12 protein-coding genes are annotated in these 17,092 nt (G+C 63.0%); 6 read left to right on the top strand and 6 right to left on the bottom strand.

The window, feature by feature from the left end:
- Positions 1-81: 81 nt before the first annotated feature.
- The 4 genes from BCA01S_RS14890 to BCA01S_RS14875 all read right to left on the bottom strand — a co-directional run bounded on the left by BCA01S_RS14890 (position 82) and on the right by BCA01S_RS14875 (position 8,006).
- Positions 82-987: a cation diffusion facilitator family transporter gene (locus BCA01S_RS14890; RefSeq protein WP_027777584.1), complete on the bottom strand. Its 906-nt coding sequence runs from the start codon at positions 985-987 to the stop codon at positions 82-84.
- A gap of 157 nt (positions 988-1,144) precedes the next feature.
- Complete coding sequence (locus BCA01S_RS14885) at positions 1,145-5,998, bottom strand: NAD-glutamate dehydrogenase (protein WP_027777583.1); 4,854 nt, start codon at positions 5,996-5,998, stop codon at positions 1,145-1,147.
- A 110-nt stretch (positions 5,999-6,108) separates the two neighbouring features.
- Positions 6,109-6,975, bottom strand: coding sequence for an alpha/beta fold hydrolase (locus BCA01S_RS14880; protein WP_027777582.1), 867 nt, complete (start codon positions 6,973-6,975; stop codon positions 6,109-6,111).
- On the bottom strand, positions 6,972-8,006 hold the full coding sequence (locus tag BCA01S_RS14875) for a M14 family zinc carboxypeptidase (RefSeq protein WP_027777581.1): 1,035 nt from the start codon (positions 8,004-8,006) through the stop codon (positions 6,972-6,974). The genes BCA01S_RS14880 and BCA01S_RS14875 overlap by 4 nt, the downstream gene beginning before the upstream one ends.
- A gap of 317 nt (positions 8,007-8,323) precedes the next feature.
- On the opposite strand from BCA01S_RS14875, the gene BCA01S_RS14870 reads away from it, so the two are divergent.
- From BCA01S_RS14870 to gabD, 3 genes are all read left to right on the top strand, one after another.
- Positions 8,324-9,160 carry an EamA family transporter gene (locus BCA01S_RS14870; RefSeq protein ID WP_027777580.1) on the top strand — a complete coding sequence of 279 codons (837 nt, stop codon included), beginning with the start codon at positions 8,324-8,326 and terminating at the stop codon, positions 9,158-9,160.
- A gap of 232 nt (positions 9,161-9,392) precedes the next feature.
- Positions 9,393-10,682: a 4-aminobutyrate--2-oxoglutarate transaminase gene (locus BCA01S_RS14865; protein WP_042318663.1), complete on the top strand. Its 1,290-nt coding sequence runs from the start codon at positions 9,393-9,395 to the stop codon at positions 10,680-10,682.
- Positions 10,683-10,693: 11 nt separating this feature from the next.
- Positions 10,694-12,154, top strand: a complete 1,461-nt coding sequence (gene gabD, locus BCA01S_RS14860; protein ID WP_027777578.1) for an NADP-dependent succinate-semialdehyde dehydrogenase — start codon at positions 10,694-10,696, stop codon at positions 12,152-12,154.
- A gap of 68 nt (positions 12,155-12,222) precedes the next feature.
- Here the strand turns inward: gabD and BCA01S_RS14855 are convergent, their stop codons facing one another.
- Together BCA01S_RS14855 and BCA01S_RS14850 are read right to left on the bottom strand one after the other, a co-directional pair.
- Positions 12,223-12,546: a DUF4148 domain-containing protein gene (locus tag BCA01S_RS14855; protein ID WP_027777577.1), complete on the bottom strand. Its 324-nt coding sequence runs from the start codon at positions 12,544-12,546 to the stop codon at positions 12,223-12,225.
- Positions 12,547-12,656: 110 nt separating this feature from the next.
- Positions 12,657-13,667: a GlxA family transcriptional regulator gene (locus tag BCA01S_RS14850; protein WP_027777576.1), complete on the bottom strand. Its 1,011-nt coding sequence runs from the start codon at positions 13,665-13,667 to the stop codon at positions 12,657-12,659.
- A 366-nt stretch (positions 13,668-14,033) separates the two neighbouring features.
- On the opposite strand from BCA01S_RS14850, the gene BCA01S_RS14845 reads away from it, so the two are divergent.
- The 3 genes from BCA01S_RS14845 to BCA01S_RS14835 all read left to right on the top strand — a co-directional run bounded on the left by BCA01S_RS14845 (position 14,034) and on the right by BCA01S_RS14835 (position 17,013).
- Positions 14,034-14,999 (top strand): choline ABC transporter substrate-binding protein, encoded by a 966-nt coding sequence (locus BCA01S_RS14845; RefSeq protein ID WP_027777575.1) that lies wholly within the window; start codon positions 14,034-14,036, stop codon positions 14,997-14,999.
- A gap of 46 nt (positions 15,000-15,045) precedes the next feature.
- Positions 15,046-15,975 (top strand): 3-dehydrocarnitine:acetyl-CoA trimethylamine transferase CdhC, encoded by a 930-nt coding sequence (cdhC, locus tag BCA01S_RS14840; protein WP_020068213.1) that lies wholly within the window; start codon positions 15,046-15,048, stop codon positions 15,973-15,975.
- A 72-nt stretch (positions 15,976-16,047) separates the two neighbouring features.
- Entirely contained in the window at positions 16,048-17,013 is a 966-nt protein-coding gene (locus tag BCA01S_RS14835) for an L-carnitine dehydrogenase (protein ID WP_027777574.1), read from the top strand.
- The last annotated feature ends 79 nt before the right edge of the window (positions 17,014-17,092 follow it).

Raw genomic sequence — 17,092 nt, 5'->3', positions numbered from 1 at the left:
AATTATTTTCCACTACGTGAAGTATCGATTGCGTGACCCGCGCAAAGCCCTGCGCGAGTCACGTGCGCGGAAAAAGCATGGTCAGACGCGTGGCACGTCTGGTTCAAAAAATACCCAGCGCACCTGCGGAAACGCCGCCTGCAGATCTGCCTCGATCACGTTGATCGCGTCGACCAGCGCGCGGCCGCTTGCGTAGTCGATCATCTCAGCTTGCACGGCGACCACCACATGACGTCCCCATTGCAGGGTAATCATGTTGATGATGCTGCGAATCTCACCGCGTGCGCGCAAATGCGCTTCGATTGCGCGCCGCACTTCGGGGCTTGCCGATTCGCCGACGATCATTGACTTCACCTCGCGCGCCACGAGGCCGGCGATCACCATCAGCAGCAAACCAACGGCGATGGAACCCAGCGCGTCATAGACGGGATTGCCGGTCACCAAAGTAAGCAGCACGGCCACGAAGGCCATTCCCAAGCCGGCCAGCGCGGCAATATCCTCGCCCGCGACCACCAGCAACTCGGACTCGCGCGTTTCCCGGAACCAGCGCCAGAGCGTTTTCTCGGGGTGCACCTTGCGGATCTCCTTCATCGCGCCCCACAGCGAGAACGCCTCCAGCACCACGGAGACGCCGAGCACTACAAGGGCGACATACGCATATTGCAGAGGCTCCCGCGCGACCAGGCGATGCACGCCTTCGTACACTGAAAATGCGCCGCCGACAAAGAACAGCAGCAGCGCGACCAGCAGCGAATAAAAGTTGATCTCGCGCCCGCCGCCCATCGGATGCAATGGGCTTGCCGGCCGGCGCGCCTGGCGCAGGCCGAAGAGCAGCAGCAATTGATTACCGCAGTCGGCGGTGGAGTGAATAGCTTCGGCGAACATCGAACCGGAGCCGGTGAACGACGCAGCGGCGAACTTGCAAACGGCAATGCCAAAGTTGGCGGCAAGCGCATAAATAATGGCTTTCGGCGATTCTTCTTTCATCGTCGTGGAGGGCGTTGGTCGATTTTCAAAAGGCTTTCACGTGCCGGGAATCCGTATTATGGACATGCCGGGCAGCGTGCGTCCAACCGCGGTGCTATGCGCACCGCGTGCGTGGACATTTGGTCAGCCTTTCTTTACCGCTTCCTCCATGCAATGCTCATGCCCTCTCGAGTGCGGCCATTTCCCGAACAATCACCAGCAGCATCGACAGGCTCGCACCGCCAGTGGCCCTCAGGTCGGCAAGCAGGCGCGCATAACGCTCGAGCTGCGTCGCGCGCTTGTCGCGCCATGCCTGAACGAGCGCGTCCGGCGTGGCCGCGTCGTCGGCGCTCGCAAGCGCGCTCATCGTGAGCGCGCGTTTGAGTCGCGCAAGTTCGGCCAATGCGGACGCGCGCGCCAGCATGTCCCAGTGCGACGGCGCGGGTAGCGCAGCCGCGCGTTCGCTGATCCAGTTGTAGTTGAGCAGCGTGCCGAGCACGAAGTACACACCCGCCACCAGTTCGAGCTTGCGCTCGCACGTGGACGCCACTTCCGCGATGTCGAGCAGCGCCGCTGAAATCTCGCCGCTCGCAATGCGCACCGCGAGTTCACTATCAACGCCGGCGTCGACCAGCACCCGCTGGCGTTCGGATAGCGCTTCGAGATCGGCAGCCGGCAACAAACCGGGCCACTGCGGCGCGAGACGCTGCGCGGCGTCGCGGCAACGCGCGAGCAGACCGGTCACATCGTCGCTGTTCACGCCCGGCGACGACAGATGCCGCAGGAACCACAACGCCGATCGTTCGACGAGCCGCGCGACCTCGACGAACATGCGCGCCTGCACGTCGTCGGCGACGCGGTTATCCAGCGCGTCGATGCTGCGCCACACATCGTCGAGATCGAACACATCGCGGGCCATGATGCAGGCCCGCACGATGTCGCCGGGTTGCGCATCGGTTTCCTCCATCAGCCGATGCACGAACTCGCACCCCACGCGGTTCACCAACGCGTTGGTTAAATGAGTCGCAAGGATTTCGCGGCGCAGAGGATGACGCTGCATCGGCTCGCTGAAGCGCTGGCGCAAAGGTTTCGGGAAGTACTCGATCAACATGTCGCTGACGAGCGGGTCTTCGGGCACCGAAGAATCGAGTAGCGCGTCGTACAGCCACATCTTGCTGTACGCGAGCAGCACCGCGCGCTCCGGCGTAGTGAGTCCTTGTTTCGCGGCCTGCCGCTCGGCCACTTCTTCGTCGCTCGGCAGAAACTCGATCGCGCGGTTCAGGCGACCGGCGCGTTCCAGATAGCGCATGAGGCGCGTTTCAGCGTCGAGCAGTTCGACACCATAACGGCCTGCAATCGAGAGCGCCTGAGTCTGGTAATAGTTGTCCGTCAACACGAGCAGGCCGACTTCGTCGGTCATTTCGGCAAGCAACGCGTTGCGTTGCTTGTCGGTCATCTCGCCGTCGGCCACCACGAGTCCCAGCAGAATCTTGATGTTGACCTCATGGTCGGAACAGTCGACACCTGCCGAATTGTCTATTGCATCGGTATTGATGCGGCCGCCGCGCTGCGCGAACTCAATACGGCCCAGTTGCGTGAGCCCCAGGTTGCCGCCTTCGGCTACGACCTTGCAGCGCAAGTCCGCGCCGTTCACCCGGATCGCATCGTTCGCGCGGTCGCCAACCTGCAGGTGCGTTTCACGCGATGCCTTCACATACGTGCCTATGCCGCCGTTGTAGAGCAGGTCGACGGGCGCATGCAGAATCGCACGCATCAGTTCGGCCGGCGACAGCGCCGCTGCGCTGATGCCGAGTACCGATTGCACGGCCGGCGAAAGAGCAATGGTCTTGGCCGTGCGCGGAAACACGCCGCCGCCCGCTGAAATCAGCGAAGGGTCGTAGTCGGCCCAACTCGATCGATCGAGAAGAAAGAGACGTCCGCGCTCGGCAAGGCTGGCTGCCGGATCGGGATTCGGGTCCAGGAAAATATGTCGATGATCGAACGCGGCCACGAGCCTGATATGCGGCGACAACAGCATGCCATTGCCGAACACGTCGCCGGACATATCGCCGATACCGACCACCGTGAAGTCCATCGTCTGCGTATCGACGCCCATTTCGCGGAAATGCCGCTTGACAGACTCCCAGGCGCCGCGCGCCGTGATCGCCATTTTCTTGTGGTCGTAGCCGACCGAGCCGCCCGACGCAAACGCGTCGTCGAGCCAGAAACCGTATTCCTGCGAGATCGCGTTCGCGTAGTCGGAGAACGTGGCCGTGCCTTTGTCCGCGGCGACCACCAGATACGGATCGTCGGGGTCGTGCCGCACTACGTCGCGCGGCGGCACGACCGTCGTGCCCGCGAGATTGTCGGTCAGATCGAGCAAACCGCGCAGGAACGTTTGATAGCACGCAATGCCTTCGCGCATCCAGGCATCGCGTTCCGATTGCGGCGGCGGGTTCTTCACGACGAAGCCGCCTTTCGAGCCGACCGGCACGATCACGACGTTCTTCACCATTTGCGCCTTCATCAGACCCAGCACCTCAGTGCGGAAATCCTCGCGGCGGTCCGACCAGCGCAAGCCGCCGCGCGCCACACGTCCACCGCGCAAATGCACGCCTTCGACGCGCGGCGAGTAGACCCATATCTCGAACATCGGCTTGGGCTCCGGCAAGCCGGGCACTTGCGCAGGGTTGAACTTGAACGATAGATACGGCTTCGGCTTTCCGTCAGCATCGAAGACGTAATAGTTGGTGCGTTGCGTGGCCTTGATGACGCCGAGAAACTGCCGCAGTATCCGATCCTCGTCGAGATTGGGGACCTGGTCGAGCGCGCTGTCGATCGTCTTCAGCAAGCTCTCCACGCGCGCCTCACGCGTGCCGGCCAATGACGGGTCGAAGCGCGCGATGAAGAGTTCGACCAGCATGCGCGCAATCGCGGGATTGCCGGTAACCGCGCGCTCGATATACGCATCGCTGAAAGTAGAGCCCACCTGACGCAGATACTTCGCGTACGCCCGCAGTATCGTCACTTCGCGCGCGCTCAGTTGCGCACGTAGAACGAGGCGGTTGAAGTCGTCGCTTTCTATCGCGCCGGTCCACACCTGCTCGAACGCATCTTCGAAAAGATCTTTCACGCGTTCGATATCGAACTCGGCGTCGTCGACCACTTCGAGCCCGAAGTCGTGAATCCACGCAGGCGTCGCGCCCAGCGCTTCGATCAGATACGGCCGCTCTTCATCGACACGCACGCCCAGGTGTTCGAGCATCGGCAAACTGCGCGACAACGCGATCGGCATTCCCGCTCGATAGACCTTGAAGCGGAATGCGCGCGGCCCGGCTTCGATAGGACGATACAGGTTCATCGCGAGGCGCTCGCTGCCCTGCACGCGCTCGATCAGTTCGATATCACGCACCGCCGTGCGCGCGGCATAGTCGTCGCGATAGCCGGGCGGAAACGAATCCGCGTAGTGCTGCAGCAGACGATTGCCCTGCTCTTCACCGAACGCGTCGAGCAGCGCATCGGCGAGATCGTCTTGCCAGCGGCGCGAGACCTGCACGAGACGTGCTTCGAGTTCGCGGGTATCGACATCGGGCATGCCGCCCGGCTTTGCATGCACGACGAAGTGAATGCGCGCGAGCGTCGATTCGGAAAGCAGCGGCGTGAACTCGACGCTCGCTCCGTTGAATGCGTCAGTGAGCAGATTGGCGATACGTTGCCGCAAATCGGTGTTGTACTTGTCACGCGGCACAAACACGAGACACGACACAAAGCGGTCGAAGCGGTCGCGCCGCACAAAAAGGCGCGTGCGCTGATGCTCCTGCAAACGGAGCACGCCGAGCGCGATATCGTAGAGCTGGTTCTCGTCGGCCTGAAACAGTTCGTCGCGCGGATACGTTTCCAGCACTGTCACGAGCGATTTCGCCAGATGACCTTTCGGCAAGAATCCGGCCCGCCTCACGATGTTCGCGCACTTGCGCCGGACGATCGGAATCTCGGCCGCGGACACAAAATACGCGGTCGACGTATAGAGGCCAATGAAGCGCCGCTCGCCGACCACCTTGCCGTCAGCACCCGCCAGTTTGATGCCTACGTAATCCAGATAGCCGGGCCGATGCACGGTTGCCCGCGAATTGGCCTTGGTCAGAAAAATCGGCGAGGCGCTCGAAATGACTTCGGCAGCGGCCGGCGGTAAGACCGTCACCTCTGGCGTCGGTGCGGCTCCATCCGTTGCACGCAGTTCATCGCGCATGATGCCGAGGCCCGAGCCGGGCACCGCGCGCAGTCCGTAGCCCGTGCCCTGCTGCACGAGTTCGTAGTCGCGGTGGCCGAGAAAGGTGAAGTGGTCGGCGACCATCCATTCGAGAAACGCGCGCGCTTCCATCGCATCCGGCCCGCTCTCGCCGGCTTTCATGGCCTTGATCGTGACGCGTGCGAGTTCCACTATTTTCGGCCAGTCTTCAACCGCGGCGCGCACGTCGCGCAGCACTTTCGCGATGTCGTCGCGCAGCGCGTCCAGTTTCGCCGCGTCGCCGCAACGGTCGACTTCGAAGTGAATGAACGAGGCCAATTGCGAGCGCGTGTCGGCAGCTTCTTCCGCGCCCTGCGTCACACGCGCGATGTCGCCATCAGGCGCGCGCCAGATGCGAAACACCGGATGCACGACCGAATGCAGCGCGAGACCTTGCCGATTGACCGCCATCGAAACGGAATCGACCAGAAACGGCATATCGTCGTTGACGATTTCTATTACCGTGTGATCGGAGTGCCAGCCATGCTGCTCGAGAATCGGGTTGTAGACGCGCAGCCTTTCCCTGCCGGGCACAAAGCGCTGCGCGGTCTGCCAGTGCGCGAGCGCGGCGCCGTACAGATCGAGAATGGAGCGGCTTTGCAGATCGTCGACGTCGACGAAATCGTAGTAGTGCCGCAGAAAGGGCTCGACGATGTGAAACGTCGGCTCGGGCAAGCGCCCTCGTGCAAACTCGACGACATCGTTCAGCAAGTGCGTGACGGCTTCTTCGTTCTTTGCTTGCATGATGAACTCCCCGGCTGTCGGCAGTGGCGGGTATCGCCCGGATCGCATGCATCGTTTGAACAAGGATTATGCGCCTGCACGCCGCAATGCGACCCATGCACCGACTTAGGTTATACCCGCTGCCCGGCTTTATGCTGCAAGCGCGCAATCGCCATTTGCCGCCTGCGGTCCGCGTCAACGGCTTCATGCGCAAGCCATGCACTCACCTGTTCGCCGACCCACGCGGGATCGTCGTGCGGCAGGTCGTGGCCTGCCCATGCATGTTCGCGATGACGCGCGCCCCACGCTGCGGCCAGCTTCGCGGAGCAAACCGGATCGACGAGCCGGTCGTCGTGCGAAGACAGAATCAGCAGCGGACAAGCCGGTTTGGCCGCGCCTGCGGTAAAGCGCGCCGCCGCTGATAACTGGCGCAACGCATTGCCGCGGCTCACCGGCGCGCTGCGGCGAATCATGCTCCATGATTGAAGATCGGCTTCAAGGGTATCGACGTTGTTGCACGTCAATCGATGAATGGCGGACTCGGCGCGCACCGCGTCGTTCCAATGCATGGCGATTGTCAATAGACCCGGCCATGCGGACGGACGCAGCCGTTCGTGTACGCGGCTGAACGGACGCATGCTCGTGTTGATCAGCACAAGGCTCCCGATTTCGTCGGGGTACCGTTGGGCCCAGGCAGTCGCGACCATGCCGCCGAGCGACATCGCCAGCACGTTGAATGGGCCGCGCGTGGTTATGTCCGTTGGGCGGGTGCCGACCGCGCCCGTGCCGTCCGCCGCTTCTTGCACGGCAGCAATGCGCACGAAGTCGACCATCCCGGCGACGGTCGCAGGCGCGCGCAAGTGCGCAAATTCGCCGTTGCCCGGCAAGTCGATCAGGCTCACGCCCGAAGCGCCCGCGGCTTCAAGTAACACATCGGGCAAACGGCCCCAGTGACGTGTCTCGCGTGTCAGTCCGCGCAGCAAGATCCACTTGCTCATGCGTTGTCCGCTCCGTACCAGTGATCGATCGCGCTTTGCAGCAATTGCTCGCGGCGATTGCCTTGAGGCAGCCAGCGCTGCGCCGAAAAAACGGCGCGCGCCAGAAAATCGAGCAGGTTAGCGTGGCGCCGCAAAACACGCGCTGTGCGATGCGCCTTCACCGGATTGAAGATTCCCTGACGCGAGAACAACTGCCGCGGGTTCTTCTTGATCCATAGCCACGAACCGAGTTCGAGCGTCATCGGCAGAAAGACGTTGGGCGCGGGCGCGCGGTCGTACGCGAAGTCCCACAGGTCGCCGTGCAGCAAATATTGATGGCTCTGCGGCTCGAACGTATATCCATGATGCGGATGCGAACGCTCGAACATGGTTTTCAGCACGTACATTTCCGGCAGATGCGGCATCAGCTTGCGCGTGCGCGCATACGGAAACCAGATGCTGTCGTTCCAGCCGTAACCCGAATGGCAATCGAGCGCGATGCTCAAGGGCCGCGCGGCCAGTTCCGTTTCGACTACCTGCAGCAGCGCGGCGGCCTCGGCTTCCATCGGAGCGCCGCGGCGTCCGCGATACCACGGCAGCCAGGCGCCGACGCGCTGGCCGCCCGCCAACAGCGGCACGCGCTCGTCCGCATTTTGCGGCGCGTTGCGCATCAGGTCGACGCCGTTCGGATTGGCTCGCGTGGCCGCCCACATGCCGCCCGGATTGACGATCGGCACGAAGATAAGGCGAATCGACTGAAGTTGCCGGACCAGCAGTTCGTCCCATTCGAGCCGCGCAAGCAGCGCGCGCATGTAATCGAGCACGAGTTGAGAGCCGATTCGCTCGAGTCCATGAATGCCGCCGAAGAAGCCGATGGCCGGCGCGCGCGGATCGGTCGAACCGATGCTCGCGACATGCACGCCGAAACGCCGGCCGCGCACCGTCGTCTCGCAGAGCGTGCGGATCGCAAAGCTCGCACTGCCCTGATCGAGGATCGCCTTGAGATCTTCGTACTCGGCAAAGCTGTCGGGAAGAAAGCTCAAAGGCTGCATGGGGGCGTCGCGAGGAGTGCTGGGTGTCGGGGACGGCACGGCGAATGAAGCAATATAGCCTGGCCGCAGGCCGGCATGCATGACGGCTGCGCAGCGAGGAAATGCTGACATACGCGTGTCATATGGACGTCGCATGGACGTCGCATGGACGTCGCATGGACGTCATCATGACGTCATCCAGCGCGCCACAAATCGCCTCGTTTTTCCCCATAAAGCCCCTTCACTCTGGTCGTGCACTCGTCCATTTGCGTCTTCTGCTGGAATAATCACGGGCTTGCGGCCGGCAGTCAGGCCAGCCAACCTTGTCCTGACCTTCGATGGAAACCCTTGTCGTCCTGCTGGTCCTGCTGTCGGCGCTTTTGCACGCCACGTGGAACGCCTTCCTGCATCTGTCCGAAGACCGTGTGTGGCTGCTCGGCATGATGGCGATTCCCTACATCGCCGTGAGCGCGGTCGGTGTGATCGTCTTGCCGCTGCCGGCGCCTGCCGCGTGGCCGTATATCTTTGCGTCGGTGGTCCTGGAGTACGGCTATTTGCTGGCGCTGATCCGCGCTTACCGAAGCGGCGACTTTGGGCAGATCTATCCGATTGCGCGCGGCCTGTCGCCGATGCTCGTCTTCGTCGGCGCGCTGGTGTTCGCGCATGAATCGCTCAAACCGCTCGCCGCGATCGGCGTCGCGCTGGTGTCGATCGGGATTGTCTCGCTCGCGTTTCGCCGCGGCATGCGCTTCTCCGGCGAGAGCGTGCCGTTCGCGCTGTTGACGGGATTTTTCATCGCGACATATTCGGTCGTCGACGGAATCGGCGCGCGCGTCGCAGGCAATGGCCTGAGCTACATCATGTGGGTCTATCTGATCTGGAACGTGCCGCAGTTTCTGCTCGCGTGGCATTGGCGCGGCGGCGCCAAAGGGCTTTTCATCGGCCGCTCGGTGGTGCTCAAGGGCATGGCGTCCGGCGCGCTCGCGCTCGTCGCGTATTGCCTGATCATCGAGGCGTACCGTTATCTGCCCATTGCGATGGTCTCCGCGCTGCGCGAGTTGAGCTCGATCTTCGCGGTGTTGATCGGCTGGCTTTTCATGCGCGAAAAGCTTACTGCGCGGCGCATCGTTGCATGCGCACTGGTGACGTTGGGTGCGGTGCTGATTCGCATTTGATGCGCGTGCGGCTGCGCGACCTTGCGCTGGCAAGTTGCCGCTTCGGAACCGCGCACTCTTAAACCCGAAGTTCGCCTGGCGTACTCATGCAGGCGCTGCCCTTCTCCTCAGCGCCCCCAATTGGCTCCAACGTTTTCATTTAAATGGCTCTGAAGCTAAGAGCCAAATCTCACTATAGTCGCTTCATGTGCCGCGCGACGCGCGGCGTCCGCCGACACAGAGGAGCCACGCGATGAACCTGAAGAACGCAGAATTGAAGAGCCGCAAGGATGCCGCCACGCCGCGCGGCGTCGGCGTGATGTGCGATTTCTATGCAGAGCGTGCCCAGAACGCGGAACTATGGGATGTGGAGGGTCGCCGCTTCATCGACTTCGCTGCCGGAATCGCAGTGTGCAACACCGGCCATCGTCATCCAAAAATCGTCGCCGCCATTCGCGACCAGCTGGACCGTTTCACGCACACGGCGTATCAGATCGTGCCGTATGCGTCGTATGTGGAACTCGCGGAAAAGCTCAACGAGCGCGCGCCCGGCGATCATCCGAAAAAGACCGCGTTTTTCACGACCGGCGCGGAAGCCGTTGAAAACGCGATCAAGATTGCACGCGCCGCGACCGGCCGTCCGGGCGTGATTGCTTTCACCGGCGGCTTTCACGGCCGCACGCTGATGGGCATGGCGCTGACCGGCAAGGTCGCGCCGTACAAGGCGGGCTTCGGTCCTTTTCCTTCCGACGTATTCCACGCTCCGTTCCCCAATCCGCTGCACGGCGTGAGCACGGCAGATTCGCTGAAAGCCATCGAATTCCTCTTCAAGGCCGACATCGATCCAAAACGGGTTGCCGCGATCATCTTCGAACCGGTTCAGGGTGAAGGCGGGTTCTATCCCGCGCCGGCCGAGTTCGTGCGCGCGCTGCGCAAGCTCTGCAACGAGCACGGCATTCTGCTGATAGCCGATGAAGTGCAAACCGGCTTTGCCCGCACCGGCAAGCTGTTCGCCATGCATCACTACGACGTGGTGCCCGATCTGATGACGGTTGCCAAGAGTCTCGCGGGCGGCATGCCGCTGTCGGGCGTGATTGGCCGCGCCGACGTCATGGATGCGGCCGCGCCCGGCGGGCTCGGCGGCACCTACGCGGGCAACCCGCTGGCGGTGGCCGCCGCGCTTGCGGTACTCGACATCATTGACGAAGAGAAGCTGTGCGAGCGCGCCACGATCCTCGGCGACCGCGTCAAGGCGAAGCTGATCGCGCTGCAAAACGAGGCGCCGCAAATCGCCGACGTGCGCGGCCCCGGCGGCATGGTGGCCGTCGAGTTCTGCAAGCCAGGCAGCACGGAACCCGACGCTGAATTCACGAAACGCGTGCAGACACGCGCGCTCGAACGCGGCTTGCTGCTGCTCGTGTGCGGTGTCTATTCGAACGTGGTGCGCTTCCTGTTTCCGCTGACGATCGAGGACGCGGTCTTTGACGAAGCGCTTGCGATTCTCGAAGACGTCATCAAGGACAGCGTAGCTGTCGCAGCTTGAGGAAACGCCCAATGACCACGCTCACTCTGAAAGACCCGACTCTGCTGAAGTCCCACGCGTATCTCGCGGGCGAATGGCAAGGCGCCGACGACGGCTCTACCTTCGAAGTCGTGAATCCCGCAACCGGCGAAGTCGTCGCGACGGTGCCGCGCATGGGCACCGCGGAAACGCGCCGCGCCATCGACGCCGCCAACGCCGCATGGCCCGCATGGCGCGCAAGCACCGCCAAGCAACGCGCCGTGATCCTGCGCAAATGGCATGACCTGATGCTCGAGAACGCCGACGACCTCGCGCTCATTCTCACCACTGAGCAAGGCAAACCGCTTGCCGAGGCAAAGGGCGAAATCCAGTACGCGGCCTCGTTCCTCGAATGGTTCGCGGAAGAAGGCAAGCGCGTGAACGGCGACACCATTCCGACTCCTGCGAACGACAAGCGCATTGTCGTGACGAAGGAACCCGTCGGCGTTTGCGCGGCAATCACGCCGTGGAATTTTCCGGCCGCCATGATCACGCGCAAGGTCGGTCCGGCGCTCGCAGCGGGCTGCCCGATCATCGTCAAGCCGGCTGAAGCGACGCCGCTTTCCGCGCTCGCGCTCGCCGTGTTGGCCGAACGCGCGGGCGTGCCGCGCGGCGTGTTCAACGTGGTGACGGGCGAGCCGAAAGCGATCGGCGCGGAAATGACCGGCAATCCGATCGTGCGCAAGCTGTCGTTCACCGGCTCGACGCCCGTTGGCCGTCTGCTGATGGCGCAGTGCGCGCCGACGGTAAAAAAGGTGTCGCTCGAACTGGGCGGCAACGCGCCGTTCATCGTTTTTGACGACGCCGATCTCGACGCCGCAGTGGCCGGCGCGATTGCATCGAAATATCGAAATAGCGGCCAGACCTGTGTTTGCACGAACCGCTTCTACGTGCACGACAAGGTGTACGACGCGTTCGCCGCGAAGCTGCGCGCCGCCGTCGAGCAACTGACAGTGGGCCGCGGCATCGAGGCAGGCGTCACGCAGGGTCCGCTGATCAATGAGGCAGCGGTGCTCAAGGTGGAGTCGCATATCGAAGACGCGCTCGCCAAAGGCGCGCGCGTTGTGACGGGCGGCAAGCGTCATGCGCTTGGTCACGGCTTCTTCGAGCCGACCATACTCGCGGATGTCACGCCCGACATGAAAGTGGCGCGCGACGAAACCTTCGGTCCGCTTGCGCCGCTGTTCCGTTTTTCATCGGACGAGGAAGTAATCGCGCTCGCCAACGACACCGAGTTCGGCCTCGCATCGTACTTCTATAGCCGCGACATCGGACGCGTCTGGCGTGTGGCCGAAGCGTTGGAGTACGGCATGGTCGGCATCAACACAGGACTTATCTCGAACGAAGTCGCGCCGTTCGGCGGCGTCAAGCAGTCAGGCTTGGGGCGCGAAGGCTCGCACTATGGCATCGACGACTACGTGGTCATCAAGTACATGTGCGTGGGTGGCATCTGAATGCAAAACGGCACGCAAAAACGTGCCGTTTTTTTTCGCGCGGCGAAAGGCGCCGCGCCGCTATTCCGTTACTGTCCGACGTACACCGGAGCCGAATACGAGCTCGACGTCACTTCAGCGCGGTTGCCGGCTTGCGACGAGCCGTTCGTTGCCGAACCATAGCCGCTCGTTTGAGCCGCACCGTTTTGCGCGGCGACGCGCGCTTCGGCAGCCTGAATGTTTGCCGGATAATCGTAGTCGTTCGACGTTGCCGGGTTGTAGCCCGCCTTCTCCAGCTGGATCAGGTCGGCGCGGACCTGTGCGCGGGTGACCGGCTGGTTCGATTGCGCGAAAGCGGCGAGCGGTGCGGAAATAAGTGCAGCGATAACAGCAGCTTCGATCAGGGATTTCATGATTACTACCTCCAGAGATTGTTTTGTGCTGTGCTGAAGGCGGTTCGTCTTCAGCAGATGGACACAGTTTAGGAGGCGAGGAACCTAGGGTAAACCCCAGATGAAAGAATTCACTGTTGTCGTAATTGTGATAATTCGGCGGCGTGCGCGCTGATTAGCGTGTTCCTCGACACGAGACCGCCGGTCACCTGACGGTCGCTGCGCGGGCTTGCGCCGAATCGCGCGCGATACGTCCGCGAGAAGTGCGACGGTGATTCGAACCCACACGCGACGCAAATCGACGTAATGGACATGTCGGTCTGCTGCAGCAACTCACGCGCGCGAGCAAGGCGCAACTGCAGATAAAAGTGCGTCGGCGTGTCCTTCAGCGACGCGCAGAACAGCCGTTCGAGCTGCCGGCGCGTCACGCCGATCTCCTGCGCGAGCCGGTCGGGCGTCAACGGCTCTTCCATGTGTTGCTCCATCACGCCGATCACCTGAATCAGCTTGCGGTTGTGCACGCCGTAGCGCGCGGCGATCTCCATGCGTTGATGGTCGGAGCGCTGACGGATGCGGCTCACCACGAACTGCTCGGACACCGCGGAGGCCAGCGCCGCGCCGTGCTTGCGGCCGATCAGGTCGAGCGTCATGTCGATCGACGCGGTGCCGCCTGCGCATGTAATGCGCCGCGCGCCGATCTCGAAGAGTTCCTGGCTCGCATTCAGCGACGGATAGCGCTCGTGAAACGCCGACAACGCCTCCCAATGCACGGTCACGTTGTCCTCGCCGCCGAGCAGCCCCGCTTCCGCCAGAACGAAGCTGCCCGTGTCTATCCCGCCGAGCGTCGCGCCCGCCCGGTCCAGGCGCCTGAGCCACTCGGCCAGTTCGCGCGTGTAGCAGGCGAGCGGCTCGAAGCCCGCCACGACGAAGAGCAGCCGCGCATCGTTCACTTCGGCTATTGCCGCGTCGGCGTTGATCGAGATGCCGTTGCTGGCTGCGACCGGTGTGCCGTCGAGGCTCACGATGCGCCAGCGGTACAGCTCGCCGCGAAAGCGATTGGCAACGCGCAACGGCTCGACCGCCGACATGAAGCCGATCGCCGAAAAACCAGGCAGCAGCAGGAACGATATCTCTTCAGGCATTGCGCGGGACCCGGTCAGATGCGAAGACGAAGATGCGAGACGAAAGCGGCAAGCGCAAGCCGCCCCGCGGTTCCGGGCGAGCGTAGCAAGCGCGTCGCGGGCGGGCAAGGCGTGCCAAAAATCTCCCAGCCGATTGCTGCATTTCAATCGCAAGGCCACGCCGGCGCATGCTGGTTTTCCCTTGTTGTCGCGTGGAAGCAAGAACGGGTCGCTGACGGTCGCTTTGGCGGCAATATGGGGCATTAACGTTAGGGCATCGAGGCGGGCGATTCCGTGAGATAGCAGCCGTGCCTTGCAGCCTTACCGGTAAGCGGTCCATTCGACAACGCGCGGTTGAACGCGCACAAGCGTCAATAGGGGAACGTCATGGAATTACGCATCAAAACGCGGCTGGCCCGTCTCGCGTACCTCGCGGCCGCATTCGCCGCCGCCGTTGCCGCGCTGCCTGCGTTCGCGCAGGATCCGGCCGCCTGCCGCGCCGTGCATTTCGCGGACATCGGCTGGACTGACATCACGTCGACAACCGCCCTCGCGTCCACCGTCTTCGAGGGGCTCGGTTATCAGCCGATTACTACCGTCGCCTCCGTGCCGATTTCGTTCGCGGGCCTGAAGAGCAAGCAGCTCGATGTGTCGCTCGGCTACTGGTGGCCAGTGCAGGAAAAAGCCATCGCGCCGTTCGTCGAGTCGAAGTCGATCCAGGTGTTGCAGCCGCCCAATCTGACGGGCGCGAAGGCGACGTTCGCGGTGCCGGCCTATGCGTATGACGCGGGCCTCAAAACATTCGCGGACATCGCCAAACATCGCGATCAACTCGACGGCAAGATCTACGGCATCGAACCCGGCAGCAGCGCGAATGCAGCCATTCAGAAAATGATCGCCACCAACCAGTTCGGTCTCGGCGGATTCAAGCTGATTGAATCGAGCGAAGCGGGCATGCTCGTTTCCGTGGACCGCGCGATCCGCGACAAGAAATGGGTGGTGTTTCTCGGCTGGGAACCGCATCCGATGAACATTCAGATCGACATGAAATACCTGTCCGGCAGCGAGGGCGTATTCGGTCCGAACGACGGCGAAGCGCGCGTTTATACGCTCACGTCGCCCGATTATCTGAAGCGTTGCCCGAACGCGGGCAAGCTCGTGAGCAACCTGCGCTTCTCCACGCAACTGGAGAACCTGGTCATGCAATCGGTGATGAACAAGCAAAAGCCCGCCGATGCCGCGAAGGCTTATCTGAAGAAAAACCCGCAAGTACTCGACGCATGGCTTGCCGGCGTGAAGACCTACGACGGCAAGGACGGTTTGCCCGCGGTCAAGGCCTACCTCGGGCTATGAGTCAGCGCGCGAGTCGCGACACTTTCATCTACAGGAACCAGTACGCATGAACCATGAAGTCATCGTGACCTGCGCGGTCACCGGCGCGGGCGACACAGTCGGCAAGCATCCCGCCATTCCTGTCACGCCCAGGCAGATCGCCGAGGCCGCGATCGAAGCGGCGAAAGCGGGCGCCACCGTCGCCCATTGCCATGTGCGCGATCCGAAAACCGGACGCGGCAGCCGCGATCCGCAGTTGTATCGCGAGGTAGTCGACCGGATTCGCTCGTCGGGCACGGACGTCATCATCAACCTCACGGCGGGCATGGGCGGCGATCTCGAAATCGGTCCGGGCGAAGATCCTATGCGCTTCGGCGCGAACACGGATCTGGTCGGCGGCCTCACGCGCCTCGCGCACGTCGAAGAGTTGCTGCCGGAAATCTGCACGCTCGATTGCGGCACGCTCAATTTCGGCGATGGCGACTACATCTACGTTTCGACGCCCGCGCAACTGCGCGCCGGAGCGGCGCGCATTCAGGAACTCGGCGTGAAGCCAGAACTGGAAATTTTCGATACCGGCCATTTGTGGTTCGCAAAACAATTGCTGAAGGAAGGCCTGCTCGACGCGCCGCCGCTGTTTCAACTTTGCCTCGGCATTCCGTGGGGCGCGCCCGCGGACACCACGACGATGAAAGCCATGGCCGACAACCTGCCGCCTGGCGCGCAATGGGCAGGTTTCGGCATCGGCCGCATGCAGATGCCGATGGTCGCGCAGGCGATGTTGCTCGGCGGCCATGTGCGAGTCGGTCTCGAAGACAACATCTGGCTCGATAAGGGTGTGCCCGCAACGAACGGCACGCTCGTGCAGCGCGCGGTGGAAATCATCGAACGCCTCGGCGGACGTGCGCTCACACCCGCCGAAGGACGGCGCAAGCTCGGCCTGCCCGCGCGCGGAGAACGGCAACTCGAACGGCGCGTGGCTGGGGAATACGTTTAAGCGTGCGGCGTTGCATGCTCACGAACGGCTAGGGCATCGAAGAACTCATAGGCAAACAAGGAAACGTCAGCAATGGCAGTGATCGTCGATATCAAAACATTTGCCGCGATCGGCGCGGGCGTGATCGGCAGCGGCTGGGTGGCGCGCGCGCTCGCGCACGGGCTCGATGTGATCGCGTGGGACCCCGCACCGGGCGCAGAAAAGCAGTTGCGCGAGAAGGTCGCCAATGCGTGGCCCGCGCTACAGCGCGTCGGCCTCGCCGAGGGCGCGTCGCAGTCGAGACTGCGCTTCGTCGATACGATCGAAGCGTGTGTCGCGAACGCCGACTTCATTCAGGAAAGCGCGCCCGAGCGGGAAGAACTGAAGCTCGCGTTGCACGAGCAGATCAGCCGCGCCGCGAAGCCGGACGCGATCATCGCTTCGTCCACTTCGGGCCTGTTGCCAAGCGATTTCTACGCGCGGGCTGTGAATCCGCAACGCTGCATCGTCGGACATCCGTTCAATCCGGTGTATCTGCTGCCGCTCGTCGAGGTGCTCGGCGGGGAGCGCACGGCGCCCGAAACCATCGACGCCGCGCTGCACATTTACCGCTCGCTTTCAATGCGCCCGCTGCACGTCCGCAAGGAAGTGCCCGGCTTTATCGCCGACCGGCTGCTCGAAGCGCTGTGGCGCGAGGCCCTGCATCTGGTCAACGAAGGCGTGGCGACCACCGGCGAGATCGACGACGCCATCCGCTTCGGCGCCGGCATCCGCTGGTCGTTCATGGGCACGTTCCTTACTTACGCCCTTGCAGGCGGCGATGCAGGCATGCGCCACTTCATGCAGCAGTTCGGTCCCGCGCTGGAGCTGCCGTGGACTAAACTGATAGCGCCGAAGCTGACCGGCGAACTGATCGACCGCGTCGTAGACGGCACCGCCGAGCAGGTCGGCCCGCGCTCGATCAAGCAGTTGGAGCGTTATCGCGACGACTGCATCACGAGTGTGCTGGCCGCAATCGGCGAAGCCAAGGCGCGGCACGGACTGACGCCTGCGGATTGACGCGAGCCTCGCAATGCGCGGCACCGCACCGTGCCGCGCCGCTTCCGCCATGTACGCCGCAAAGCGCGAAGCAGGCGAC

The organism is Paraburkholderia caledonica NBRC 102488, from assembly GCF_000685095.1.
GTDB lineage: Bacteria > Pseudomonadota > Gammaproteobacteria > Burkholderiales > Burkholderiaceae > Paraburkholderia > Paraburkholderia caledonica.
The sequence above is the reverse complement of the archived record's forward strand: the minus strand, read 5'-3'. Positions and strand labels throughout refer to the sequence as shown.